The 24,654-nt window shown below is 51.2% G+C and carries 22 protein-coding genes; 14 read left to right on the top strand and 8 right to left on the bottom strand.

The features are described from left to right. Positions 1–2 precede the first annotated feature (2 nt). From ACTNE6_RS14835 to ACTNE6_RS14825, 3 genes are read left to right on the top strand one after another with little or no spacing between them, the layout of a single operon-like run. Positions 3–1,358, top strand: coding sequence for a TolC family protein (locus ACTNE6_RS14835; RefSeq protein ID WP_442497278.1), 1,356 nt, complete (start codon positions 3–5; stop codon positions 1,356–1,358). Beyond that, a complete protein-coding gene (locus tag ACTNE6_RS14830; protein WP_442497277.1) occupies positions 1,355–3,520 on the top strand; it encodes a type I secretion system permease/ATPase in 2,166 nt (721 codons plus the stop codon). The genes ACTNE6_RS14835 and ACTNE6_RS14830 overlap by 4 nt, the downstream gene beginning before the upstream one ends. Beyond that, a complete protein-coding gene (locus ACTNE6_RS14825) occupies positions 3,517–4,707 on the top strand; it encodes an HlyD family efflux transporter periplasmic adaptor subunit (protein ID WP_442497276.1) in 1,191 nt (396 codons plus the stop codon). Before ACTNE6_RS14830 ends, ACTNE6_RS14825 begins: the two co-directional genes overlap by 4 nt. 263 nt (positions 4,708–4,970) lie before the next feature. Here the strand turns inward: ACTNE6_RS14825 and ACTNE6_RS14820 are convergent, their stop codons facing one another. The 4 genes from ACTNE6_RS14820 to gdhA all read right to left on the bottom strand — a co-directional run bounded on the left by ACTNE6_RS14820 (position 4,971) and on the right by gdhA (position 10,972). Continuing rightward, entirely contained in the window at positions 4,971–5,588 is a 618-nt protein-coding gene (locus ACTNE6_RS14820; RefSeq protein WP_434485215.1) for a response regulator, read from the bottom strand. A 1,283-nt stretch (positions 5,589–6,871) separates the two neighbouring features. Continuing rightward, on the bottom strand, positions 6,872–7,612 hold the full coding sequence (locus ACTNE6_RS14815) for a glycerophosphodiester phosphodiesterase (protein ID WP_442497275.1): 741 nt from the start codon (positions 7,610–7,612) through the stop codon (positions 6,872–6,874). Positions 7,613–7,763: 151 nt separating this feature from the next. Continuing rightward, positions 7,764–9,338 (bottom strand): hypothetical protein, encoded by a 1,575-nt coding sequence (locus tag ACTNE6_RS14810; protein ID WP_442497274.1) that lies wholly within the window; start codon positions 9,336–9,338, stop codon positions 7,764–7,766. A gap of 290 nt (positions 9,339–9,628) precedes the next feature. Next, positions 9,629–10,972 (bottom strand): NADP-specific glutamate dehydrogenase, encoded by a 1,344-nt coding sequence (gene gdhA / locus ACTNE6_RS14805; protein ID WP_442497273.1) that lies wholly within the window; start codon positions 10,970–10,972, stop codon positions 9,629–9,631. A gap of 269 nt (positions 10,973–11,241) precedes the next feature. Here gdhA and ACTNE6_RS14800 point away from each other — a divergent pair, with 269 nt between their 5' ends. Beyond that, positions 11,242–11,496 (top strand): DUF504 domain-containing protein, encoded by a 255-nt coding sequence (locus tag ACTNE6_RS14800; protein ID WP_194970679.1) that lies wholly within the window; start codon positions 11,242–11,244, stop codon positions 11,494–11,496. A 534-nt stretch (positions 11,497–12,030) separates the two neighbouring features. On the opposite strand, the gene ACTNE6_RS14795 is transcribed toward ACTNE6_RS14800, so the two are convergent. Both ACTNE6_RS14795 and ACTNE6_RS14790 read right to left on the bottom strand, forming a co-directional pair. Then, positions 12,031–12,477, bottom strand: coding sequence for a PA2169 family four-helix-bundle protein (locus ACTNE6_RS14795; protein WP_194970680.1), 447 nt, complete (start codon positions 12,475–12,477; stop codon positions 12,031–12,033). 475 nt (positions 12,478–12,952) lie between these two features. Then, positions 12,953–13,273: a hypothetical protein gene (locus ACTNE6_RS14790; protein ID WP_194970681.1), complete on the bottom strand. Its 321-nt coding sequence runs from the start codon at positions 13,271–13,273 to the stop codon at positions 12,953–12,955. Positions 13,274–13,708: 435 nt separating this feature from the next. On the opposite strand from ACTNE6_RS14790, the gene ACTNE6_RS14785 reads away from it, so the two are divergent. Further along, positions 13,709–14,173: a CreA family protein gene (locus ACTNE6_RS14785; protein ID WP_331818076.1), complete on the top strand. Its 465-nt coding sequence runs from the start codon at positions 13,709–13,711 to the stop codon at positions 14,171–14,173. A 9-nt stretch (positions 14,174–14,182) separates the two neighbouring features. On the opposite strand, the gene ACTNE6_RS14780 is transcribed toward ACTNE6_RS14785, so the two are convergent. Next, complete coding sequence (locus tag ACTNE6_RS14780; RefSeq protein ID WP_194970715.1) at positions 14,183–14,557, bottom strand: DUF4870 family protein; 375 nt, start codon at positions 14,555–14,557, stop codon at positions 14,183–14,185. Positions 14,558–14,655: 98 nt separating this feature from the next. Here ACTNE6_RS14780 and ACTNE6_RS14775 point away from each other — a divergent pair, with 98 nt between their 5' ends. From ACTNE6_RS14775 to ACTNE6_RS14750, 6 genes are all read left to right on the top strand, one after another. Continuing rightward, the gene (locus ACTNE6_RS14775) at positions 14,656–14,868 is read left to right on the top strand and encodes a hypothetical protein (RefSeq protein ID WP_442497272.1); all 213 of its coding nucleotides are present in this window, start codon (positions 14,656–14,658) and stop codon (positions 14,866–14,868) included. A 43-nt stretch (positions 14,869–14,911) separates the two neighbouring features. Further along, on the top strand, positions 14,912–15,229 hold the full coding sequence (locus tag ACTNE6_RS14770) for a DUF1840 domain-containing protein (protein WP_194970684.1): 318 nt from the start codon (positions 14,912–14,914) through the stop codon (positions 15,227–15,229). Between the two features lie 93 nt (positions 15,230–15,322). Then, positions 15,323–15,952 (top strand): LemA family protein, encoded by a 630-nt coding sequence (locus tag ACTNE6_RS14765; RefSeq protein WP_194970685.1) that lies wholly within the window; start codon positions 15,323–15,325, stop codon positions 15,950–15,952. 9 nt (positions 15,953–15,961) lie between these two features. Further along, positions 15,962–16,849, top strand: a complete 888-nt coding sequence (locus ACTNE6_RS14760; protein ID WP_442497271.1) for a TPM domain-containing protein — start codon at positions 15,962–15,964, stop codon at positions 16,847–16,849. A gap of 7 nt (positions 16,850–16,856) precedes the next feature. Then, positions 16,857–17,354: a TPM domain-containing protein gene (locus ACTNE6_RS14755; RefSeq protein ID WP_442497270.1), complete on the top strand. Its 498-nt coding sequence runs from the start codon at positions 16,857–16,859 to the stop codon at positions 17,352–17,354. 670 nt (positions 17,355–18,024) lie between these two features. Next, positions 18,025–21,348 (top strand): ATP-binding protein, encoded by a 3,324-nt coding sequence (locus ACTNE6_RS14750; RefSeq protein ID WP_442497269.1) that lies wholly within the window; start codon positions 18,025–18,027, stop codon positions 21,346–21,348. An 85-nt stretch (positions 21,349–21,433) separates the two neighbouring features. Here ACTNE6_RS14750 and ACTNE6_RS14745 read toward each other — a convergent pair whose 3' ends face one another. Beyond that, positions 21,434–21,640 (bottom strand): cold-shock protein, encoded by a 207-nt coding sequence (locus tag ACTNE6_RS14745; RefSeq protein ID WP_194970716.1) that lies wholly within the window; start codon positions 21,638–21,640, stop codon positions 21,434–21,436. Between the two features lie 348 nt (positions 21,641–21,988). Here ACTNE6_RS14745 and rpiA point away from each other — a divergent pair, with 348 nt between their 5' ends. The 3 genes from rpiA (at position 21,989) to glyA (ending at position 24,638) form a co-directional block, all read left to right on the top strand. Then, the gene (rpiA, locus tag ACTNE6_RS14740; protein ID WP_194970689.1) at positions 21,989–22,675 is read left to right on the top strand and encodes a ribose-5-phosphate isomerase RpiA; all 687 of its coding nucleotides are present in this window, start codon (positions 21,989–21,991) and stop codon (positions 22,673–22,675) included. Between the two features lie 64 nt (positions 22,676–22,739). After that, positions 22,740–23,234, top strand: coding sequence for a peroxiredoxin (locus ACTNE6_RS14735; RefSeq protein ID WP_442497268.1), 495 nt, complete (start codon positions 22,740–22,742; stop codon positions 23,232–23,234). Positions 23,235–23,354: 120 nt separating this feature from the next. Further along, the gene (gene glyA, locus ACTNE6_RS14730) at positions 23,355–24,638 is read left to right on the top strand and encodes a serine hydroxymethyltransferase (protein WP_442497267.1); all 1,284 of its coding nucleotides are present in this window, start codon (positions 23,355–23,357) and stop codon (positions 24,636–24,638) included. The last annotated feature ends 16 nt before the right edge of the window (positions 24,639–24,654 follow it).

Genomic DNA, 24,654 nt, shown 5'->3' with positions numbered 1-24,654 from the left:
TCGTGACAAACACTGAAATCACCGCGATTGCGAACGGGCCGCTCAGCGAGGCGGCCCATATCATCAGTCATACGTCTACCATGACCAGGAGCAAGGTGCATTATGGCCTGGCTCTTGGCACTTGTCTGATGTTGCTGGCGCCATCACAACCGGCTTGCGCGATTACCCTGGTGGACGCTGTGCACCAGGGGTTGGCCATCCATCCTGATGTCAAGTCGGCCATGGCCAGGGTAGAACAAGCCACGACCGAAGTCGATATCGCCGAGGCCGGTTATTATCCCAAACTGGAAGCGTCAATCGGCCCCACGCAAAGCTTAAGGAGCAATCTGAGCTATAATTACAACCTCACCGCCACGCAAATGCTGTATGACTGGGGGCGGGTGGAAAGCCAGGTCGATAGCGCTTCGGCGAATATGCGCCAAGAGACGGAGTCTCTACTGATAATGCGCGAGGACGCTGCTCTGGATATCAGCGAGAGCTATCTTGATGTGCTTGCGTATGAGCAACGGATCGAGACGGTGAACGGCCATATTGAACGCTTGGAGGAACTGAACAAATTGAGCCAAAAAAGAGGCGAGGCAGGCTATGAGGATCGAAGCGAGCAGGGCCGAGTCGGCCTGGAACTGGCTCGAGCCCGTGAGCAGCTTGCGATCGAGCAAGGCAATTTACAAAATGCCAGGCAACAATACCAGGAATTGATCGGGGAGCCGGCAGAGGCGCTGGATGAACCGGCTCTCGAATCGTTTTCCCAACGGCTGGCAGATAAGGATACGCTGGAGAGAGCCATTATGGACTCGCCGATCTATCGCCAGGCAAAGGAAAAGCAGGCTATCGAAGAAGCCAAGGTGCATGAAGCCGATGCAAGGCTGCTTCCGGAGCTGGATCTGGAAGGCACGGTGACGCGTCGGCCGATCGGTGGTGAGATGACCGATGACCAGATTGTCTCCTTGCGGGTAAAAATAGACCCTTTCCAGGGCTTGTCCAATTTTAAGCGTACTGATGCCGCCCGCCAGCGTCTCGAGGCCGCCAAGTGGGATTCGGGCGCTAAACAGCGCGATATCCGCCGCAAGATTCTAGCATTGTTTGAGAACGAATCTGCCTTGAAAGATCGTGAAAAATCGCTTAACGAGCAGATAAAAAACGGCGTAGATGTCAGCTCAGTCTATCAGGAGCAGTTTGTCGTCGGCTTGCGCAACATGACCGAACTACTGAACATTCATCAGGAGCGCTTCGATGCGGAGCGCCAATTAATCAATCTGCAATACGAACGCAAACGAGTGCAATACCGTACAGCAGCCCAACTGGGCCAGTTGGTGCCATTGCTGGAAGGGCGCTTGTCTGAAACAGTCACGCCATGAAAGATAACCAACAACTTACCAACAACACAGCCCTGGACAGTTATCAGGCGTCACGGACGGAGGATCCGTTGCGCGAAGGGCTGGTTTTGCTATGCCGCCACTTCGGCTATACAGTCAGTATCGCCGAGCTGAGCGAGGGGCTGGCTTTGGAGCAGGGGCGTTTACCGCTCAGGCTGGTTTCTCGCGCCTTGCGCCGAGTGGGAATCACTGCCCGTGTCGTGAATTATCCGCTTCAGGAGATTAGTTCACGGTTGCTGCCAGCATTGCTACTGTTGCGGGATGGCCGCACCCTGCTGCTGGTTGAGCATCAGTTAGGGCAAGCGCTTCTGCTTGATCCTGAGAGTGGCGGTGGCGAACTGACTATGAGTCTGGACGAATTGGATAGCCTGTACAGTGGCACTGCACTGTTCGCCCGGCCTCGTTATCGTCCTGATGAGCGAGCGGGCAATTTTGCCCGGGAAGAGCAGGAACACTGGCTAAAAGGTCCCATCAGAGCGAGTTGGCGTGATTATGGCGCTGCCGGTCTCGCTGCCCTGATGGGCAACTTGCTTGCCATTTCCTCCGCATTGTTCGGCATGCAGGTCTATGACCGCGTAGTACCGAATGACGCTTTCGATTCGCTATGGATACTCGCCAGTGGCGTATCTATAGCTATAGCTCTGGAATTCGTGCTACGGAGTCTGCGGGCTCATATGCTGGATGTTACCGGTAAACGCCTGGATTTGTTGTTGTCTTCCCGACTGTTCGAACAAGTTCTCCAGATACGGCTGCAGTCCAAGCCAGCTTCGATGGGCGCTTTTAGCAGCCAAGTCCGCGAATTCGAGTCGGTGCGCGATTTTTTAACCTCGACCACAATATCGGCCATTAGCGACATACCTTTCGTCCTGTTGTTCCTGGGCGTGATCTTTCTCATTGGTGGCCCCGTGGTTTGGGTGCCATTCGCAGCATTCTGGCTGATGTTACTGCCTGGGCTACTCGCCCAGCCCATTCTGGCTCGATTATCCCGGCAACACTTGCGTGAAGGAGCCATCAAGAACGGCGTACTGCTGGAGGCCATCGAGAATCTGGAAACAATCAAGGCCAGTAGGGCCGAGGGGCGACTGCTGCAAATGTGGGAAAACCTGACGGCAGAACTCTCCAGCGCGGAAGTCAAGGCACGTTCCATCACCGCCTTGCTTGGTTATGCGGCCTCCATGACGCAACAGTTTTGTTATGTTGGTGTGATAATCGTGGGCGTGTACCAGATCAGCGCGGGTGAAATGACCGTTGGTGCATTGTTTGCCTGCTCGATTCTGGCAGGGCGTACTATTGCTCCCATCGCTCAAGTCGCTGGTATCCTGGCTCGCTGGCAGCATGTCAAGGTTGCCATGGAAGGGCTGGACACTCTGATGGCCGCACCGGTTGAGCGTCCGTTCGGTCGCCGGTTCGCCCGCAGTCATGCACTGCGTGGGCACTATCGTATTGAGGAAGTGCGTTTGAATTATCAGTCGGACGGTCCTCCTGCTTTGAACATCCCGCAGCTGGAGATCCAACCGGGAACACATGTGGCGCTGCTTGGCGGCAACGGCGCCGGCAAATCTACATTATTGCGCCTGCTTGCCGGACTGACTACGCCCAATGAAGGACGCATCCTGTTGGAAGATCTTAGCATCAGCCAGATCGATCCGGCGGATCTACGCCAAGCGATCGGTTATCTGCCTCAGGACACTGTGCTGTTTTACGGTACGTTGCGCGACAATCTGATCCCGGACAATGCAGGACAGACGGATGACGAACTGTTTGCCGCCTTGGACGGCGTGGGTTTGGGCGCCTTTGTCAGGGCTCACCCGTTGGGTTTGGATATGCTGCTTGAAGGCAATAACAGCGTGTCCGGCGGACAGCGGCAGGCCATAGCCCTTGCTCGTCTGCTGTTGCAGGATCCGCGGATTGTTCTGCTGGACGAGCCGACTGCAGCGTTCGATAATGAAAATGAGGCTCGGGTGGTTCAGTACCTGCAGACCTGGCTGAAAGGACGCACGCTCATACTATCTACGCATAAGCGCGCACTGCTGACACTGACCGAACGTGCACTGGTTTTACGGCAGGGACGTGTTGTCATGGACGGCCCTTTGACCAGCATCGTCAATGGCAATCAGGTTAAAGTGACGGAGAACTCCCTATGAAAGCCAGTAAACCTTCTGAGTATGTATTGCTGCGTTCGCTTGGCGACCCGCAGCACGCCATGGAGCATCCATCCTCGCGACCTATCTTTTGGGCCTGCCTAGTGAGTATCGTGAGTTTTGTCGCCTGGGCCAATTGGGCCGAGCTCGATGAGGTAACGCGCGGCGATGGCCGAGTGGTGCCTTTCAGCCGTATACAGAAGATCCAGAGCCTTGAGGGCGGGATTCTTGAGCAGTTGATGGTTAAGGAGGGCGACGTGGTGGAAGCGGGGCAGTTATTGGTCAAGCTGGACAATACCCGGTTCAATTCAGCCTACATGGAAAGCAAGAGTCATGCGGAAGCCTTGGCGGCCGCCATCGCCAGGCTGGAAGCCGAGACACTGCACAAGGACAGTATCAGGTTTCCCCGCAGCGTCCCGGCCAAGAGCCATTTTGCCGCTACCGAAGCTGCGTTATTCAGAGCGCGGCGCGAAAAGCTTCAAGAGTCTCTTCATTCACTCAATTCCGAATTGGCGTTAGCGCGTAAACAGTTGAGTGTGATCGAACCGCTAGTGGCCTCCCGCGCCGCCAGCGAAATGGAGGCATTGCGCTTGAGCAAGGAGATAGCTTCACTTAACGGGAAAATTTCTGAAGTCAATAACGCTTATTTTCAAGAGGCTTATACTGAACTGGCCAATAAAAAAGCCGAACTCAGCGAGCTTGAACAGAATCTGTTGCAGCGCAAAGATCAGCTGAGCCGTACCCAGGTGGTTTCACCGGTCAAAGGGCGAGTCAACGATATCCTGATTACCACCAAAGGAGGCGTCATTCAGCCTGGTGAGCCAATCATGGAGGTCACTCCAATCGATGAGCAGCTCCTGGTCGAAGCCAAGGTGAAGCCCCGGGATGTAGCTTTCCTTGTGCCAGGCATGCCGGCACGAGTCAAGATCACCGCGTATGATTACACTGTGTACGGTGATATTTCCGGCACTCTAGAACAAATCAGTCCAGACACCATTGAAGAGGAGACCATCCGCGGCAAAGAGCCTTTCTATAAGATATTGATTCGGACTAAGAGCAGTTATCTGAAAAAGGGCGACGAGGTCTTGCCGATCAAGCCGGGTATGATTGCTGAAGTGGATATTCAGAGCGGCAAGCGGACAGTACTCAATTATCTGCTTAGACCGTTACTCAAGGCGCGTTTATACTGAAATAAAACGGTTGCGGTTTATGGGCTCCAGTTTATGAGTCAGGAATCATCGCCGCAGCCGTATTGCAAATGGAAAATTCAGATGTTTCATTTCATGAGAAACGGGGCGATTTCACTCGAAAGAGCAGTTTTCTTTCTAACTATATCTATTCGTTTAATAGCTGTGTCGGATTCCTCTCCAAATCTGCCTGATAAGTAAAACCTATCGCTTAGCGTTTTTATATCGGCATTAGATGGAGGAAATCCGGTGCGTTTCTAGTACAGCTACATCAGACTCTGTTTGAGAAATATACAGGATTGCTGGTAAAGAATGGTTTCCAGGGTCTGGAAAGGGATGGGCTTGGGTAGAATCATGATGTCTTCCGGCAAGGTGCCCATTTTCATGATGTCGGCGGCCTTCAGTCCAGTCGCTACGATGATTTTGCTGTCTTTCATATCAGCCGTCTTCCTGATCTCCTGAATCAACTGCAAGCCGTTCATTTCCGGCATGTTCAGATCGGCAATGACCAAATGCGGACAGTGCTTGCCGGCGAGCAGCAGGCCCTGATAGCCGTTGGCGGCCAGAAACAGTTGGTGAGGAACGGTAAATTCGCCGAATTTCAGCTCATAGAGCCGCAAGAGCGTCCGATCGTCCTCAACAATCAGCACTCTCAATTCATCGGCCGCAGGCGGTTCCGCTGCCATCGCCGGCAGGGCGGCGGGCACGGTCGATGTCCGCAAAACCAGAAATCCCTCGACATCGCTGCGCATTAAACGCCGATGTCCGCCCAAGGTTTTGGTTGATTTCAGTTTGCCGGTGTCGACCCAATTCTGGATGGTGCGCTGGCTGACGTCGAGTAGTTGTGCTGCTTCCTTAGTGCTAAGCCATGAATGTTCTATCATTTTTTTAGTTTTTAGAAGTTTTTAAGATTCCAAACAATGGTAAAAATTTTAGGGAAATGATGCTAAATTGCATATACGTTATATTACTTATTTCATTTATTTAATATTAAGAGTGAATTATTGTGCGGAAGAGTAATAAAATTTATTGTGGAAATGTGATTGAGTTCACAGAATGAAAATTTAATGATTTAATTTTTGCTAATAAAAGCTTTTTTATTAATATTATCAAAGTATTGGCTAATTTTCGTGAAAAAATTGATTATTTAGCATGGTTTGTGCAAAGTTTAAATTGATCCATTTCCTACCTGTAAGTACAGGCGACTTTGTTTTCAAAATGTAGTTCAGAAAGTTGTAAAAGTAGAAAGAACTATAAATTTATAACAAGTTTAGGACAGTCTGATTAAAATACAATTAATGACGTATAACCATGTAATTATTGACTGACACGGATCAATAAATCTGGCGTGGTTTAAAGCTTGAAAATATATACCTGAAGGCGTGTGAAAAGCTGCGCAAACTGAAATACAGATTAATCTCTATTTCCATTTTTACAATGAAAAACGACAATATCAGGAATCAACTAAAAAACATTGCAAGAAATCTATAAGTTTTTTTGTGAAAATCAGGATTATGATGAAGAAATATAGGAAGTTATGGATGAAATAGAGGCTAACCATTTGTGCTGCAAAGTCTTAATCCTAAAGACGCATATAAAAAGCAAATTACTCTGCTTTTCCATTTATGAGAATGATCAGGAGAAATAGCCAAATAATTGCGGTCGCTTGCTGTTTGATAATGAGTGGAACGGCCTTGGACCACTAGTAATGAAAAACGACAATATAGTCAGATAGGATGAAGTGGTTTGTATCTTCGCTAGCTTAAAGATTAATATGTCATCAATTATGCCGGTCAAACGGGATGGCCGAACGCTACTTTGGCAGAGGATTCATTTATTTTTTGGTTTCGATCAGTCTGTTTTATATTTGCAGCTTATTCTGAATGTTAGTTTTCTGAGTCACTCCCTTTAACTATTCATTGTTCTGTTTGGACTTTCAGTCTGGCATGCCGGCATTATTGCCGTCTTGCAATTTATATGTGAAAAAGCACTGAATATTTACCAGCGAGTCGCGTCAAAATTGACTATAAACAATTAATTGATATGTCATTCTCCTCACCAATTATTTGCTTTTAATCCGGTAAAAATTGACAGCCGAAAGTGAAAAATGTCGGACGCTGGTTCAAGCATTTATGGTCGGCAGTTTTTTGTAAATATCCGGCTTGACTCAATACGAAATCCAGTCCGGCCAATTAACTGTAGCGCCATCGCAACCCGCATCGATGGTCTTTTGTATCAGTGCCAGGACTTTCTTACGCCTCCCGTTTAGGCCCCAGGTTCTGATCTCGGGCACAACTGAATGGGCAAGATGGACAGCTGTTTCCTTAAGCAGGTCCGCGCGAGGACAGATTTGAAATAATTCAAGTGCTCTGGCTTTTGAAAGCGCCTCATCATCTATTTGCTGAACCAGCCAGCCTAACTGTAAACAGGGAGCAATAGCTCTGATTTGTTTCAGGTGTTCGTATGAAAAACTTATAATGATGACGCGGTTGCTTAAATTAAATTCCTCGATAATACGGTAAACCTGATCGGGCAGTTTGCCGGATTTTCCTTTTAACTCTATATGATAGGTAATTTCGGAACTGTATTTCTTAAACAGGTCCTGGAGCCGTAATAGTTTTTCGCCATGAAACAAATAGGGCGAGAACCATGATCCCATATCCAGCTGCGACAGCTCCGGCCAGCTCATGGCTTCGACATGGCCTGAGTGGCCATAGCGCTCCAACGACAAGTCGTGGCATATCACCACTTCACCATCTGATGACAGTTGAACGTCAAGCTCGACGTCCTTAACGCCCATCTCCATGGCCAATTTAAAAGCGGGCCATGTGTTTTCGGGCGTATAGGCAGATGCGCCACGGTGAGCAATGATTCTGAACGGGCGTTTAACGATGATAGGCAACTGCATGGGCTTTCCCCTTTTTTAATGTACGATGGGATAGAGGCTCATTAGTCCGTTGCACGGCTAGCGTGCGTTGTCAAAATGGCTTCCTGTCCATTTTGACAACGTTATAAGCTAGAGACAAATCTGCATGAAGCAGATTTGGGCGGCCTAAAATTTAGGCGCGGGGCTGGAGTTTACTAAAAAGGCTTTTTAATTGCGTTGGGATTTTCTTGTTTTCCCCGCCAGTGCCGTTAGCCTGATTGTTCTGCTGCCTTGCAGCCAACTCGGCCAGCGTTTCCGGTTCAGCTTGTTTTGTCTGAGCAGGCTGTGGCGCCTCTGTGGCGGATTTCAGAGTTCCGAACAGGTTTTTGACTTTTCCGCTTACACTGTCGGCTCTTGCCTTAACGGCATCGGATGGCTGATGATCCTTGCTTGGAGATTCAGATTGAATATCGCTTCTGACATCTTCCATCAGGACAGGCTGGGGCTCCTCGGCGGATTTATTGGCCGGAGCTGTCTCGCCGGTCAATTTTTCATCCAGTTTGGCTATCTGCTGCATAGCGTTTCCAAACATATGCTTGAATTTGCCGGTCAGTTTGGGCGCCGTTTTATCTTCCAGAGGCTGTGGTGTCTGTCGGGCAGGCTCGGCCTGAACGGTTTCTGTCTGGACAGCTTCTATATTGCTTTCAACGAAAACTGGCTGGAGCTCTTCAGTTGCTTTATCGATTGCAGCAGGCTCGCTGTCGGTTCTCTCGTCCAGTTTTGCTGTTGTTTGCTTGGCGCCGCCAAATATGTGTTTGATTTTGCCGTTTACATCATTGATGTGATTTTCAGAGGGCGCCAAGGACAGTTGTTCGATCTCGACGGGTTCGGCAGGCGCTTCGGCCAAAGACTGTTCAAATTCAACCGGAGCAGATTGCTGTTCTTCAACAACAGGCGGTTCAATTGGTGTGTCTTTTTGCAGTTGTGCAATCAGGACGTTTTGCGCAAATATTTTTTCTTCCAGCTGTAATTGCTGTGTTTTCGCATGTGCCCATTCGACTGCCAGTCGCTCTAACTCAGCAAGGCGCGCAAGATTGGCCTGCTGGTTCTGTGCGCTGTCTGAGATTTGCTGTTGCAGCGAGGCATTTTGTTCTCTCAGTCCGGCGAGCTGTTGGGTTTGTGCATCCACTTGGGCTTGCAACGTTTCCAGCAGCGTTTCTTTTTCGGTCAGTTTGGCTGTTTCTGTCTGATAAGCCTGTTGCAGCTCGGTTTTGGTTTGTTGCTCGGCACGCAAACGTTCGGTTAATTGCGCAATGACGGCGCTGTATTGTTGCAACAAGCCTTCCATCTCAAGCTCACCTTCGGTAGCTGAGGCTGGCCTGTCCAGATTAAAACTGATCGTTAAGGTCCGAAGGCTATCGGCTAACTTCACATTGTGCTCGGTAATGCGTTTTTCGAGATCCAATGCCCGTTGAGTTGCCTTATTGGCAACGATCTCCGACTCTTCCATGCGTGCGGTGTTGGCGCCTAGTTCCTCTTGCAGTTTTTGCGCCTGCTGCTGGGCGGCATCAATGCTATTTTGGGCTTCCTTTGCTTTGGCACGATTTCTTCTGTTTATGAAGGCAATGCGGATGCTATAAAACAGGGCCGTCAGCAACCAGACAGATGCCGCCAAAGCCGCGGCGTATGCTGCATTGCCAAGGGTGAATTGGTACCATTGGAAAAGCAGGTCCTGAATAATGGGTAAATAGGCTTGCATAGCTTGCATAGGAATGATCCTTGATCAAGATAATTAAAATAAGCAGATGATAACCGTAAAAGATACCTTGTACGGAAAACAAATGCCAGCCTGATCTTAATGAATATTAAAAGAAAAAATTCGGCAAAGTCGTCGCTGTGATTTTGAGCAGAGCATTTTTAATTTCAGTACGGTTGAGTGCAAGCATCCGCCAACTTGCCTGACGTTAAACATAGCTTGTCGGATGCTTGCTTCAATGGCTTGGCCGCAACGGCAGATTGCCGTCACGGCCATGGCGCAAAGCTTGGCTCGCTTGAACCTTACAGGACGCCTTGTGCCAACATGGCATCGGCCACTTTCACAAAGCCGGCTACGTTGGCACCATCTACATAGCTGAAGCTGCCGTCTTCGCGCTCGCCGTATTGCACGCAGGCCTGATGGATGCCCTGCATGATTTCCAGCAGGCGATGGTCGACTTCTTCGCGGGTCCACGACAGACGCATGGCATTCTGGCTCATCTCCAGACCGGAAGTGGCTACACCGCCGGCGTTACTTGCCTTGCCTGGAGCGTAGAGCACGTTGTTGGCTTCAAACATTTTAATCGCTTCGATGGTAGTGGGCATATTTGCGCCTTCCGCCACGCATTTAACGCCGTTTTTGACCAGTGTAGCAGCGTCCAGTGCATCCAGTTCGTTTTGAGTCGCGCAGGGCAGCGCCACATCAACGGGCACACTCCAAGGCTTGATGCCCTCGTGGAATTCGCTGCCCGTGCGTCTGGCGTAATCGCTGACACGGCCATAGAGATGATTTTTAACTTCCATCAGCTCGGCCAGCTTTTCAGGGGTGAAACCATCGTTGTCCACAATAGTGCCGCTGGAGTCAGACACAGTGACGACCTTGGCTCCCAGTTCCATCGCTTTTTCCACAGCGTATTGGGCTACGTTGCCGGAACCCGATACGCTGACGCGCAGTCCTTCAAAAGAGAGTCCTTTCCGCTTGAGCATCTCCTGAGCAAAATACACAGTGCCGTAGCCGGTTGCTTCAGGACGGATCAGGGAGCCGCCAAAGCTCAGCCCCTTGCCGGTGAGTACGCAGTCAGCCCGGTTGGTCAGTTTTTTCACCATGCCAGCCATAAATCCGACTTCGCGTCCGCCTACGCCGATGTCGCCTGCAGGCACATCGGTATCAGCGCCGACGTGGCGGAACAGTTCGGTCACGAACGCCTGGCAGAACCTCATGACTTCACCGGGGCTTTTGCCTTTAGGATCGAAGTCGGAACCGCCTTTGCCGCCGCCCATAGGCAGCGTGGTCAGCGCGTTTTTGAAAGTTTGCTCGAAAGCCAGGAATTTCAAAATCGACAGGTTGACCGATGGGTGGAAACGCAAACCCCCTTTGTAGGGCCCAATAGCCATGCTGTGCTGAATGCGATAGCCGCGGTTGACTTGTACGGACCCATGGTCATCAACCCAGGCGACACGGAACATGACGATGCGCTCGGGTTCGACCAGTCGGTCCAGCAATCCATGCTCGGCGTATTTGGGAAAGCGAGAAATGTAGGGCCACAGGCTCTCCATTACTTCCGTTACGGCTTGCAGGAACTCAGGCTGGCCTGGGTTTTGGAGGGCCACATGGGCCAGAAATTCTTCACAGCTTTTGTATTTCATTGATCTCATTGCCTCGGTTTAATGGGCTTAAAAAATGCCTCTTTATTATGTATAAAAAATATCGATTCTATACTATATCGATTCTACACTATTCGTTTTCAGAGACTAAAGTGTTAAGAGAAAACAGTAGAAATTTAAGGAGGCCGGCATGGCTAATTCATGGTGAATTTCGCTGTTGACCGGCAGTGCAGATTTCTTGTCGAGGCCGGGCACAAAACGGCCGGATGCCAGTCAAAGACTGACATAAAGAAAGCATTAATTTTTCAATCATGATGCCTATTCAAGATCTGCTCAACCGCATACGCTGGGACGAAGAGTTCGGCCGTGCGGACTTTCTGATCGGCTATTACGACCGCATAGAGTGTAACCTTATGTTGAAGGCGCTTGCCGACATCAAGTTTCCCAAAGACAGCCACAATGTTTTTGAATGGAATGACGGCGAAGGCATGGCCCATACCGTCCCGCTGCATCGTATCAAGGCAGTGTACCGAAACGGCGAACTGATTTGGCAGAGGACTCATTGATGCCATGTATGATTAGAAGTGTTTCATTTTGATAAGCCCAGGCACGAAGCCAACTAGAAAAGTTCATGATATCTTTCAAGCTGGTCACTGGACCTTTTGAGAGCAGTGGACTGGGAACATTGCGCTCGTATTGTTCGTCGGCATTTGCAGGATTGCGGCCTTTGCACGCGCCGTTGTTTACAGTTACGGCCCTCATCATGGCGAAGAAGACGTGTTGCGCGGCTGAACGGCTCAGGAACGGTTTTTTTTAGCGGCTGCAATCTGCGTGCGAGTTCTGCCAGAACTGGGATATCAGCCAGAAAGGAGCGGGTTGCGAAGTGATTGCCGAGGAGCTGGCGGCCATGCTACCGGGCTGGCGAGATTCCGGAACTATTCCTCCCTGTCAGCATGGCGGAGCATCAGGAAGCGCTTGCTATCGCCCAGCATCTCGGCCTGGACCGATTATGAGGGTGGCGGCAATGGCGACCGCTGAAAGCAGGCGTTTCAGGCGAAACGCCTGGCTATTAGAGACATGAAAAAGCTATTGATCAAGGCTCATCGCATCTGGCCTTGCAACATACTATGCACACGTTCCCTATTGGCTACGACCGCATGATGCTGCATTTCAACTATCTGGCGAACATCAGCAGGCAGATCTTCCTGCAAGGCTTTTTCGTACGCTTCCACGGCATATTGTTCACCGCGTTCGCATTCTTTCAGTATCGAGGCTTTATCGGCACCGGTTATTGCCGTTTTCAGGTTTACCCACATTCGATGAGCGGCACCCGAAAAACTGCCTTCGGTTTCCGGTTCGCCTCCTAGGCGGCGTACTTGGTCCTGTAGCATCTCGGCGCCTTTGGCGCACTGTTGCGACTTTTCAGTGAAAAAATTCAAGAGCTCAGGATCAGTGACGTCCTCAGCGCAATCCTGGAATTCCCGTTCGCCGTCCTTGGATACTTCGATCAGATCGTTGAGGACGGAAATTGTTTCTTCGTTAGTCATGGCGATACTCCTCAGAAATATTTCTCGATAGGGAGCGTTACCGTGTTTCAGGTTGAGAATATCCATCGATAACAGATAATTAGACTTAGTAGTCGTTTGGAAAGTTCATGCAAGCTAAGCTGACAGCGAAGAGCGCAACACCGGAGCCCCCATGGTATCTGAGGCAAGGCAATGAAATTTTGTGATCGATCATTCCAAACGTAAAGAACGGTTGAGCGGCGCAGTTTCCACTGGCTAGTAAAAAGTTGGGTTATTTCCAATTCTTTCAAGGCATTATGGAAATTTCATTCTCAATGCGAATTCTATAATTGTTTGCTGACGGGAGTGAGGGGAGTTCCTGATACCTCATCCTATCGTACAGCACGCAAATAATGTTAGGAAAATATCTTTCAACCAAACAAAATAAAAACGCCCCATGCCTTTCTTTAAGCACGGGGCGTTCCGTCACATCTTAGTCTAAACGGAATGGTCTACATTATAAAGAGAGCGATACAGCTGTGCCGACAGTGGCAGACGCGCCTAATCGCAGATCTACATTCGGCAACAATGCATCAACCGTTCCGACTACTGATCCAAGGACGCCGTCTACCACGGTAAGAGTGCTGCCCACTAGCGAATCCAAATCTAAACATAAGACACCGCCAGCTGAAACATTGTCCATCTGAGCATCGGTCAAAGCTACAGGCTCGGCAGATGCCAAACCGGATACAGTTAAAAGGACACCCGCTGCCAGTACTTTCATTAATTCGTTTTTCATAACAATAATTTCTACTTTAGTATTATTAATATAATCCATCCTCAACCTATCAGGATGGTGCTTATTTGCTATAGTGCTTTCTAACTATGCCCAAAAACACTTGGCAAATTCTTGAAGGGATCGCCGTAACTGAGGCTCCAGTGGATGCCGAAAGCGCCGTCGATCATTAATATATCTATGTTTGGATCTGATCATGTCCATTTTAGCTATGGCGCATCCAACTTCGCCATACTCTTAAGATTTGCTTAATTCCTGTTCTTTAACGTACTCTAGCATGTGCTTATTAAAATTTATGTTACAGACCTAACATTTTTGAGACGAAAAATGATCGGCGAGCCGCATCCGGATAGGTGGGTTAGTCTCCATGAAATTTTATTTCCGCAGTTCAGTTTTTTCCGGCTGCTTTTAATGCTACCCGCAATGAAATCCCGCTGTTACAATCGGAATATCGATAAGCCAACCGAAGGAGTTAACATGAAACAGAAATTTGCGTACTGTGCCTTGCTTTTCAGTTTTTGGATGCCCGCCGCATACTCTGAGGAAGTTGGTTGTGTAATGACGGCCTGGAAACTGATCGGCGCCAACCATAAAGTGTGCGTGCAAGCTTTTGATGATCCCAAAGTGCAGGGCGTCACTTGCCATATCAGTCAGGCCAAGACCGGCGGCCTCAAAGGCACGTTTGGCGTTGCCGAGGATCCGTCGCAGTTTTCGATTTCCTGTCAGCAGGTTGGGCCGATAGTGATCAATGGCAAGCTGCCTGAAGAGGAAACCGCCTTCAGCGAAAACACCTCGCTGCTTTTCAAGGAAACGCGTGTCTCTCGTCTGTTTGACGCCAAGCGCAATACGCTGATCTATCTCGCTATTAGCCGCAAGCTGATTGAAGGCGCCCCCGCCAGCAGTATCTCCACCGTGCCCATTAAGCCTTGGGGTGGCCAGTGACAGCACGGGCTACAGTGTTCTTTCATCAATGGGCTTATTGTCATGTAATGCATACCAGCCCACGGCAATGCGATAGCCCAGCCACAGTAAAGCTACAATCAGTATAAGGCTGCCGCCCATAAACATCATGAGCCTGCTGATTGCAAACAGTGCTAAAGCGATCCAGAAGGTTTTTATTTGCCAGTTGAAATGGGACTCCAGCCATGTTCCCTGGGCGTCTTTCCGTTTCGCCAGATTAATAAAGGCGCCTACTATGAAGGGCAAGCCTGCCAATGCAAATGCCAATACCTGACACAAGTAAACAACAGCGGTTATCGTTTTTAACGTTTTCAGTTTTTCATCATTTTTCGATTTGTTTTCTATGTGTGAAGCACTGTCGGCCATGATCAACCTCCAAATCAAGTTAACTCAGTTGGTAACGGGTTTTCTAATGGAATTCCAACGCAGAATTAACAAAAAATAACATAAACGAGATGATTTTTATGTTGGCTAGCGTACTGAATATGTTAAAAGAAGAAGAATATATTGATCAGGGCTTGCGCAAGCCTGTGGGGGCGACTTCAGTCGCCTTGCATCTGAATGGGCGACTGCCAGCAGTAGGCGCTCTAGGCGAAGTCGTCTCCCCACAAGTTTTAAAGCCGCTTGTTTCAACGGTTAAACAGGTAAACTGCGTAAGTCCTGCTGATAAAAATTGATACAAACTCAACGGGCTATGTCTCGCTCAAGCAGGAGCTGTCTATGCTGGTAAAATTTATGACTAAATCGCATGCGGATATCGTTCTGTTTGGCGATATAGCCCAGCGGTTGCTGAAAATGATGGGGCACAGCGGTACAGTGCCTAGTGCCATTCCGGCTGAGGAGGTTCCAGCGGCACTTGAGCGTTTGAAAAACGCCGTTGAAGCGTTTACGCCGGTGCCCGCCGAATTGCCTGAAACTATCCGGGAAGATGAGTCAAAAGAGCCGATTGTCAGCCTTAAGCATAGGGCTTTGCCTTTAATTGAACTGTTCGCCGCTGCGGCACGGAATAACAATTATGTGATGTGGGAAAAAATGTAGCAGCCAGAAGCAGATGAGCTTTCATGTTACAATGAACTGAAAGACAAGTCGTACTGTAGCACAAGCAGAAAAACTTAAATTAAGGAGAATGCCATGCGCAAAAGTGTATTTTTGGTAGGGCTCATGCTGATGAGTCTGTCTTTAACCGGCTGCGGCTACAATACGCTTCAGGCCACGGACGAGCAAATCAAGGCAAGCTGGGGTGAAGTGCTGAACCAGTACAAGCGCAGAGCTGACCTGGTGCCGAATCTCGTTAATGTGGTAAAAGGCTATGCCGGCCATGAAAAAGAGGTGCTGACCCGCGTCACGGAATCCAGAGCCCGGGTCGGCTCAATCCAGGCGACTCCCGATTTGCTCAACGACGAGCAGGCCTTCGCCAGGTTTCAGGATGCTCAGGGCGAACTGTCTTCCGCATTGACCCGCCTGCTGGCGGTGGCCGAAAACTATCCTCAATTGAAAGCCGACAGCCTGTTCCGGGATTTGCAGGCGCAACTGGAAGGCACGGAGAACCGCATCGCCGTCGCACGCAATCGCTATATTAAAGCGGTACAGGAATACAATGTAACCGTGCGTTCTTTTCCGACCAATCTGACGGCGATGATGTTCGGATACAAAACCAAGCCTTCGTTCGCGGTGGAAGATGAGCAAACGATAACCACGCCGCCCAAGGTCGACTTCAACGCGCCGCCTCCCGGAATGCCCTCCCCAGAAACCGGCCGCTGAACATAGGGCATGAAAGCGCTGGCTCTGGCGGTGCGTTCAATTGCCGTAGCGCTCGTTCTGCTGGCAGCAGGATTGGCTGTAGCCGATGTGCCCGTTCCTGCTCTGCAGGCTCGGGTCACGGATCTGACCGGCACATTGTCTCCGGCCCAACAAAGCAAGCTTGAACAGGTGCTGGCAGAGTTCGAGGCACGCAAGGGCAGCCAGATCGCCGTACTGATCATTCCGACAACACAGCCAGAGACCATTGAGCAATACGCCATGCGCGTGGCGGAAACGTGGAAGCTGGGCAGGGAAGGCGTCGATGACGGCGTGCTGTTGCTGGTCGCGAAGGAAGACCGGATATTGCGTATTGAAGTCGGCTATGGACTGGAGGGCGTCATTCCCGATGCCGTGGCCAAGCGCGTGATCAGCGAGATCATCATCCCTTATTTTAAGCAGAATGATTACTTCGGCGGCATCGAAGCCGGCGTGAACCGCCTGATCCGCCTGATTGACGGCGAACCTTTACCGCCGCCGGTCAGGAAAGACGTGTCCTGGTCCGGTTTCGAAGATTTTCTGCCGATCGTGTTTCTGGTGGTTTTAATCGGCGCCGGCCTGTTTCGTATGATTTTCGGCCGATTGCTGGGATCTTCTATCGTCGGCGGTCTGGTAGGGATTTTGTTCTGGCTCATCGCAGGTTCTTTTATGGTCGCATTGATCGCGGGGTTGTTCGCCTTTCTGTTTTCGCTGGGCGGCATGCGCAGCGGCGGTATTTGGCCAGGCGGCGGAGGTTATGGGGGAGGCTTCGGCGGCCGCGGCGGCGGATTCAGTGGCGGCGGTGGCGGCTTCGGCGGTGGCGGCGCATCAGGCCATTGGCGAATTGCTTTGGCCGTACCGACTATGACGGAAAGGAACTAAAAAGTTTATGAATCTTAAGCGCATCATCAGGCATCTGTGGACAGACCGCCGGACGGTTCGGCGGGCTTTTCCGTCCCACTCCATGCAGGCTATCGAAACCGCGATCCGCCAAACGGAGGCCGGTCATCAGGGGCAGGTTCGTTTCGCTGTAGAGGCTTCGCTTGAGTGGGGAGCATTATTAAGAGACCAGACTGCGCGTGATCGGGCCATTGATGTCTTTTCTCAATTGCGGGTCTGGGATACGGCCCGGAACAACGGCGTGCTGATTTATCTGTTATTTGCAGACCATGATGTTGAAATCGTTGCGGATCGGGATATAGACAGTCGTGTAGGCAAGCAAGGATGGGAAACAATCTGCCAGGATATGGAGACGGCATTCAGGCGGCGGCAGTTTGAGGCAGGCGTCATCAGCGGTATCAGGGCTGTCAGCGAACATCTGGCCAGGCATTATCCGGGGCAGGGTGTTCAGATCAATGAGCTGCCCGATCAACCGGTTCAGATGTAAAAAACTGAAGATATATAATCAGGCTGGCGGTAATGCCAGGACTCACGCCGTTTCATTTGCCGCGGACGCTTTATACCAGATCCTCGGCTTACTGCCTGAAGCACTGGTGTGAAGATTAAAAGCCTTGCTCATACTAAGCAAAACAGTATAGAGTTTAATCCTGATAACTGATGTTACGAATTAGTTGAAGTTAGATCGATCTAATAAAGTGCCGCTAACGCGACGGTTGTGTTAATCGGGTTTCACGAAAAACCTCCCTGTTTTCTGCCTTGACAGGCGGCTAGGTCGTGCAAATCGGCCGACCTGCCGATTTGTCGCACCCGAGGGCGAGCTCTTTTCTTTGCGAGGCCTCGGCAACTGCTCCTGCGTCGCCTAAAGCGCCTACTGTTCCCTGGTTCCCACGGTCCTCCGTGGGAACCGATACCGAGCTTTGAGAGCAGTACGTCGTATCCAAGCTCGGTATGCGTTCCACGCAGGAGCGTGGGAACGAGGAAAACTGCGGCGCTCGGCGTGGCAAACGGGATGAAACTGCCTTTGTGTAACATCAGCTGATAAATAAAAAGATTTCTTTCAAATTCTGAGCCATTAAGCGGTGGGCCGAAACAGGTCCTTGGATAATACGGTGCCTGAGTCAATTTATTTAAAGCACGAAAGGTCTTTGTGGAACCGAATGGCATGGTTGCCGATTCCCCTCTTGCTTGTTGCGATATCTCTATTATGGGCGGTGGATTCGGGAATAGCGTATGAATTGCCTTATCTCCAGATTGGTCTGTCTTTCTGTCTTTCGACGCTGGTATCACTGCTCATTGTTTACCTGATTGGCCGCAGTTTCATGACCAATGGCATGCCGGGGCTGTTGCTGTTGGGTTGTGGTGCTTTATTCTGGGGTTCTGCCGGGTTTCTGGCTGGCATAGCCACACTGATAAGAGATGGCTACGAGCATATCGATCAGAACGCCCTGGTAACCATTCATAATATCTGTGCCTGGATATCGGCCTTATGCCATTTGGCGGGCGCGGCCTTTTCATTGAGATGGAGATTTGCCTTGGGCACATCGTACTTCTGGCTCGCGATGAGTTTTGCGATAGCCTTTGTCACTGTGGCGCTGGTTGTCTGGATGGTGCTCTCCAGCTGGACTCCGGTTTTTTTCATACAGGGCCAGGGCGGAACGCCGGTGCGGCAATTGGTATTGGGTTCCGCCATTGCCATGTTTGTTTTTACGGCTATCCTGCTGCGCGCGATGAACCATTCGCGCGCGTCCTGTTTTATAAACTGGTATTCCCTGGCGTTGCTGCTGCTTGCAGTCGGGCTATTCGGCGTTATGATCCAGTCCGTCCATGGCAGCCTGTTAGGCTGGGCAGGACGCGGCGCCCAATTTCTCGGCGGCGTCTATATGCTGGCTGCGGCTTTCATGTTGATACGCGAGTCGGGTAAGCATGAGATCCGGCTGGAGCGTCCGGCAAACAATAGTCTTTATCATTATGGCATTACCGTCGCGATAGCCGTTGCCGCCGCCATCGTGCGCCTGGTGTTCCTGCAAGAGCTGGAGATGCGCGTCGCCTTTGTGACGTTCTATCCGGCTGTGATAGCCGCTGCATCCTATGGCGGCATGCGGGCCGGTTTATTGGCTGTCGTGTTGTCGGCTCTTCTGGCGGATTATTTCTGGATTGGGCAGGAATGGCAATTTTCCATTGAAGAGCCAGGCGATTGGTTAGGCATTGCGGTCTTTGCTGTCACTGGCGTCATGCTCTCATGGATTACCGAGAGCATGCATCACACGCTGGCGCGAGTTGCCGTGGCCGAGACCGAAGCCCGATTTGTCGCTGAACGCAAGAGTAAAGAAGCCGAGCTTCAAAAGCTTAACCGCACACTCAGCGTGATTACACGCAGCAGTCAAGTGATGATGCGCGCCACCGATGAAATGGCGTACTTGAATGAGATATGCCGCATTATTGCCGAAGACTGCGAACACACAATGGTGTGGATAGGCTATGCGGAACACGATGAAAACAGGACTGTCCGGCCTGTCGCCCATGCCGGTTTCGAGAAAGATTATCTGGAAAGCCTGAATATCACCTGGATGGATAACGAGCGAGGGCGAGGTCCCACGGGCACGTGCATACGCACTGGAGAGCCCAGTATCTTTCGCAATCTGCAGGCCGATCCCAGCTTCAAACTATGGCGTGAAGAGGCGATAAAAATGGGATACGCTTCGTCGCTTACCTTTCCCTTGTTTGCCGATGCCGGCTATCAACTCGATTTTTTTCTTACGAAGGGATATGCCTCGGCGCTCGCCTTTCCGCTGTTTGCCCATAATGCGGTCGTCGGCGCCATTACCATCTATTCCATGGAGCCGGAACTCTTCTCGGAAGATGAAATTAAATTGCTGGCCGAGCTGGCGGATGATCTCAGCTTTGGCATCACGGCGCTCAGATTGCGTAAGGAGCATAAACAGGCCGAAAAGGCGCTGCAACGCAGCGAAAAGCAGTACCGCACGCTTTTCGAGACAATGACCGAAGGGCTCATGTTCGATGAAATTATTTACGATGAATCGGGCAATCCTTGCGACCTGCGTGTCCTGGAAGTCAATCCGGCGTTCGAGCATCAGACAGGCTTGAACGCCGGCGATATCGTTGGCCGCACGGTTCGTGAGCTGTTCCCGGACACAAGGCCAACATGGCATCAGGTTTTTGACAAAGTGGCTTTGACCGGTGAGCATACCCACTTTGAAATGTGGGCTAATTCCTTGGGAAGCTGCTTTGAAATCAGTGCTTTCCGGACCGAGCCGGGCCGAATCGGAGTCATCTTTTTCGACGTAACCGATCGCAAGCGTGCCGCCGAAGCATTGCAGGAAAATCATCGCCGCAAGGATGAGTTTCTTGCCATGCTCGCTCACGAGCTGCGCAATCCGCTGGCGCCTATCCGCAACGCCGTGCAGGTGCTGAGGAAAATCGATCATGCTAACCCTACAGCCGATTGGGGATATGACGTTATTGACCGGCAGGTGCAACACATGGCCAGGCTTCTGGATGATTTGCTCGATACGGCCCGCATCATGCAGGGTAAAATCATCCTGAAAAACCAGCGCATCAATCTGAGCGATGTCGTTGCCTGCGCTATTGAAAGCTGCCGGCCGCTCATTGAGTCCAAAAGGCACCGCCTCGCGCTCTCCCTGCCGGCGGAACCGCAATGGCTGGAAGGCGATGCCATGCGGTTAGAGCAGATCCTGATGAATCTGCTGAATAATGCGGCTAAATACATGCAGGAGGGCGGCGATATCAAGCTGAGTGTCGTGGCAGAGGCTAATTGGGCGCTGATCCGGGTTCAGGATACCGGCATCGGTATTGCATCGGAACTGTTGCCGCATGTGTTCGATATTTTCACGCAGGCAGACCGCTCACTTGCGCACTCCCAAGGCGGTTTGGGGCTGGGATTGAACCTGGTGCAGCGCCTGGCCGAACTGCATGGCGGTTCTGTCACGGCGGCCAGTGCAGGGCTTGATTTGGGTAGTGAATTTACAGTGCGGCTTCCGCTCCTGCCGGCCGGGCATGTGGCCGATGCTTTGACTGGCGATTCGACTCCTGCCGGTTCCCCTGAAGAAATCCCGCAACTTCGGATTCTGGTTGTCGATGATAATATCGATAGCGCTGAAAGCCTTGCCGTCCTGCTTCGCTTGTCAGGGCATGAGGTGGCGACCGTAGCATGCGGCACTGATACGTTGACATACGCTGTCGACTTCCAACCTAAAGTCGTCATACTCGATATTGGCCTGCCCGACATAGATGGTTATGAGGTTGCCCGGCGGTTGCGCGAAATGCCAGAGATGAGGCATGCGAAGTTGGTTGCCGTGACCGGTTATGGACAGGATGAGGATCGGAAGCATTCACGAATGGCCGGTTTTGACTACCACTTTCTTAAACCGGTGGATTTCGATGCTATCAGCGAAGTTTTGACGACAGTCTCCAGCAGTTCTGTACCGGAGCTACAGCCCTAATATGCGGACTAACAGATGGGTTGGGTTGTCAACTAAATGCGGACGGCGACACAATTGCTTGTGTCGCCGTCCGTTGAAGTGTGCTTTAGCCGATTACAGTTACGTCTTCAGCTTGCGGGCCTTTTTGACCTTGTGAGACGCTAAACTGTACTTTTTGTCCTTCGTCAAGCGATCTGAAACCGCCTGCGCTCAGGATATTTCTGAAATGTACGAAAACATCAGGGCCGGATTTCTGTTCGATAAAGCCGAAACCTTTCTCTGAGTTAAACCATTTAACGATGCCGGTAGTCATTGTAGACATAATGAGTCCTATAGATATATTGAATTAAAGCCTTAAATCAGGCCAGAAACAGCTGGTAAATTTGGAAATTACAAATGAAGTACAGGACGAGAAACTAAAGAAGAAACATCGAAATGGAAAACAAAGGGTAAATCATATTTTCTAGCTGACGTCCATTCTAGGCGTTATTTCAGCGGTGTCAAACTTTAATTTTGAAAGTGGCAGGTTTTTATCTCGAGCGTCGGGATGTCAATCGAGGGTTTTTCAGAATTGTAATTTTTTGAAAATACCAGTGGTCATCTCCCGGCCGGCGGATGTACTATTTATTTCAGACGGCTTGAGTCAGCCCAGGAGCACAGCATGAACGATAAAGAATTAGTCGCGCGGCATGCGGCCCAGCAGGTTAAGGATGGCATGATCGTCGGTCTTGGCACAGGCTCGACTGCCAATTATTTTATTGATGAGCTTGCGCGCCGCCGCGCTGAGGAAGGCTTGCAGGTGACTGCGGCGGCCAGTTCCGTCGTCAGTACGATCAGGGCTCAGGAACTCGGGCTGCCATTGGTGGCGCTGGAGCACCTGACCCGGCTCGATCTTTACGTCGATGGCGCCGATGAGGTGACCCCGGATATGACTCTGCTGAAAGGCCGCGGATACGACTTGGTCCGGGAAAAGCTGCTGGCCAGGGCCAGCGATATGTTTATCGTGCTGGTCGACCGAAGCAAGCAGGTGGGCCGCATCGGCGAACATTTCCCTATACCGGTCGAGGTCATGCCGTTCGCTTGGCAATTGGTCAAGAAGCGGCTCGAGTCATTGGGCGGACACGGCAATCTGCGCCAGAATGCGGCCAAAGACGGACTGGCCATAACTTCCTACGGCAGTCTGGTGCTCGATATGGTTTTCGATTCGAATTTTGATGCTCAGGAACTCGACATCGCCTTGAACGATACGCCGGGCGTCGTCGAGCACGGTATCTTTCGCGGGCTGGCCAGTGCCGTTTTTATTGCCGCGGAGGGAGAGATACAGGAATATTGGCCTACGCGGTGTTAGCGGTAAAGTGGGCTTTGGAATGCGATTTTTCAATGTAGATTTTTATAGAGATTAAGGAGGACTAATGATAGAGAGAGACCAAGAGGCGCCTTTTTTCAGAGCGATTAACCAGAATAATAAATTAGTGTATTTATCGGATTACTACGGCAAGAATGTCGTGCTGTATTTTTACCCGAAAGACGATACGCCCGGCTGCACGATAGAAGCCAATGACTTTACCTCGCTGGCCCAGGATTTTGCCGATCTGAATACCGTCGTGATAGGCGTCAGCAAAGACACCTGCGAGTGCCATAGAGCTTTTATAGACAAATATAATCTGAATGTGCCGTTGCTGGCCGATACCTCGGGCGAATTGTGCAACAAGTACGGCGTCTGGCAGGAAGTCGAAAAGGAAGGCGAAAAGAAAATGAAAATCGTGCGCTCGACTTTCATCATCAATCAGGACGGCAAGGTGGAAGAGGCCCTGTACAACGTCAATCCCGAAGGTCATGCGCAGGAAGTATTGGAGAAGGTGAAGCAGTTAGTTCCTAAAACCGAAAGCGGAGAAACTGCCGGCTGATGCCCTTTATCAACCACTGAGGGCACAGAGATAAAAGTCGAAAAACACTCTGTGCCCTTCGTGGTTATCTTTCCTTATCTCAAATACTTCCACATTTTTAATCGCTATTCCGTTCCAGCAATGACCAAACCCAAACAGGACTTTTTTTCAGCAGGACTACGCGAATCCGATCCCGAAATATGGCAGGCCATTGCCGGCGAACTAAACCGACAGCACGACCAGATCGAATTGATCGCCTCGGAGAATTTCGTCAGCCGCGCCGTATTGCAGGCGCAGGGCTCCATCCTGACCAACAAGACCGTCGAAGGCTATCCGGGCGGGCGCTACTACGGCGGCGCCGAATTCGCCGACCGCGTAGAACAGCTGGCGATCGACCGGGCCTGCCGCCTGTTCAACTGCCGCTACGCCAACGTGCAGCCCCATTCGGGCAGCAACGCCAATCAGGCGACTTTCCTGGCTCTGCTCGGCTACGGCGATACGATTTTGTCCATGGATGTGGCGGCGGGCGGCCATATCAGCCACGGTCATCCGGCGACCCAGACAGGGCGGCGTTACCGCATCGTCAGTTACGGCGTGAGCCGCGAGGATGAATGCATCGATTATGCGGAGGTGCGCCGGCTCGCACAGGCACACAGACCCAAGCTGATCATTGTCGGCGGCTCGGCTTACGGCCGGATTATCGATTTTCCCCGGTTAAGGGCAATTGCCGATGAGGTAGGGGCTTATCTGCTGGTCGATATGGCGCATTTCGCCGGTCTGGTCGCGACCGGTTATTATCCTGATCCGTTTCCGCATGCCCATGTCGTGACGACGACTACCTACAAGAGCTTGCGGGGGGCGCGCGGCGGCATCATCCTGACCAATGACGAGACGATCGCCAAAAAAATAGCGGCTTCGGTCTTTCCCGGCGTACAGGGCTCGTTGCTCCTGCATGCGATTGCCGGCAAGGCCGTATGCCTGGGCGAAGCGCTGCAGCCTGAATTCAAGGCCTATAATGCTCAGGTGCTGGCCAATGCCAAAGCCCTGGCTGAAAGTCTGGCGAAGGCCGGGTATCGCATCGTGTCCGGGCAGACCGATACAGGGCTCATGCTGGTCGATTTGACTGCCAAAGGACTTGACGGCGCCCGTGCCGTGGTTGCGCTGGAAAGGGCAGGGCTGACCTGCAATAAAAACCTGATTCCGTTCGATCCGCTGCCGGCCGAGATTGCCTCGGGCATCCGCCTGTCGGCCAACGCCGGCACGACGCGCGGTTTCGGCACCGCCGAGTTTGCACAAATCGCCGGCTGGATCGCCGAGGTATTGGATGGGCTGGCCAACAATGCCGGTAATGCGGCTGTGGAAGCCCATGTCCGCGAGCAGGTTTCTGCCTTGTGCCGGGCATTCCCGATCTATTCTGAAATTTAACTATTGCTGCTAAAAG

The organism is Methylobacter sp. sgz302048, from assembly GCF_052162025.1.
GTDB lineage: Bacteria > Pseudomonadota > Gammaproteobacteria > Methylococcales > Methylomonadaceae > Methylobacter.
This window is presented reverse-complemented; position numbering and strand designations above follow the sequence as displayed.

Excerpts from the sequence above, each read along its gene's own strand:
- ACTNE6_RS14830 (WP_442497277.1), top strand. The coding sequence starts at position 1,355 with ATGAAAGATAACCAACAACTTACCAACAACACAGCCCTGGACAGTTAT.
- ACTNE6_RS14825 (WP_442497276.1), top strand. The coding sequence starts at position 3,517 with ATGAAAGCCAGTAAACCTTCTGAGTATGTATTGCTGCGTTCGCTTGGC.
- ACTNE6_RS14820 (WP_434485215.1), bottom strand. The coding sequence starts at position 5,588 with ATGATAGAACATTCATGGCTTAGCACTAAGGAAGCAGCACAACTACTC.
- ACTNE6_RS14815 (WP_442497275.1), bottom strand. The coding sequence starts at position 7,612 with ATGCAGTTGCCTATCATCGTTAAACGCCCGTTCAGAATCATTGCTCAC.
- ACTNE6_RS14810 (WP_442497274.1), bottom strand. The coding sequence starts at position 9,338 with ATGCAAGCTATGCAAGCCTATTTACCCATTATTCAGGACCTGCTTTTC.
- gdhA (WP_442497273.1), bottom strand. The coding sequence starts at position 10,972 with ATGAAATACAAAAGCTGTGAAGAATTTCTGGCCCATGTGGCCCTCCAA.
- ACTNE6_RS14800 (WP_194970679.1), top strand. The coding sequence starts at position 11,242 with ATGATGCCTATTCAAGATCTGCTCAACCGCATACGCTGGGACGAAGAG.
- ACTNE6_RS14795 (WP_194970680.1), bottom strand. The coding sequence starts at position 12,477 with ATGACTAACGAAGAAACAATTTCCGTCCTCAACGATCTGATCGAAGTA.
- ACTNE6_RS14790 (WP_194970681.1), bottom strand. The coding sequence starts at position 13,273 with ATGGATTATATTAATAATACTAAAGTAGAAATTATTGTTATGAAAAAC.
- ACTNE6_RS14785 (WP_331818076.1), top strand. The coding sequence starts at position 13,709 with ATGAAACAGAAATTTGCGTACTGTGCCTTGCTTTTCAGTTTTTGGATG.
- ACTNE6_RS14780 (WP_194970715.1), bottom strand. The coding sequence starts at position 14,557 with ATGGCCGACAGTGCTTCACACATAGAAAACAAATCGAAAAATGATGAA.
- ACTNE6_RS14775 (WP_442497272.1), top strand. The coding sequence starts at position 14,656 with ATGTTGGCTAGCGTACTGAATATGTTAAAAGAAGAAGAATATATTGAT.
- ACTNE6_RS14770 (WP_194970684.1), top strand. The coding sequence starts at position 14,912 with ATGCTGGTAAAATTTATGACTAAATCGCATGCGGATATCGTTCTGTTT.
- ACTNE6_RS14765 (WP_194970685.1), top strand. The coding sequence starts at position 15,323 with ATGCGCAAAAGTGTATTTTTGGTAGGGCTCATGCTGATGAGTCTGTCT.
- ACTNE6_RS14760 (WP_442497271.1), top strand. The coding sequence starts at position 15,962 with ATGAAAGCGCTGGCTCTGGCGGTGCGTTCAATTGCCGTAGCGCTCGTT.
- ACTNE6_RS14755 (WP_442497270.1), top strand. The coding sequence starts at position 16,857 with ATGAATCTTAAGCGCATCATCAGGCATCTGTGGACAGACCGCCGGACG.
- ACTNE6_RS14750 (WP_442497269.1), top strand. The coding sequence starts at position 18,025 with ATGGCATGGTTGCCGATTCCCCTCTTGCTTGTTGCGATATCTCTATTA.
- ACTNE6_RS14745 (WP_194970716.1), bottom strand. The coding sequence starts at position 21,640 with ATGACTACCGGCATCGTTAAATGGTTTAACTCAGAGAAAGGTTTCGGC.
- rpiA (WP_194970689.1), top strand. The coding sequence starts at position 21,989 with ATGAACGATAAAGAATTAGTCGCGCGGCATGCGGCCCAGCAGGTTAAG.
- ACTNE6_RS14735 (WP_442497268.1), top strand. The coding sequence starts at position 22,740 with ATGATAGAGAGAGACCAAGAGGCGCCTTTTTTCAGAGCGATTAACCAG.
- glyA (WP_442497267.1), top strand. The coding sequence starts at position 23,355 with ATGACCAAACCCAAACAGGACTTTTTTTCAGCAGGACTACGCGAATCC.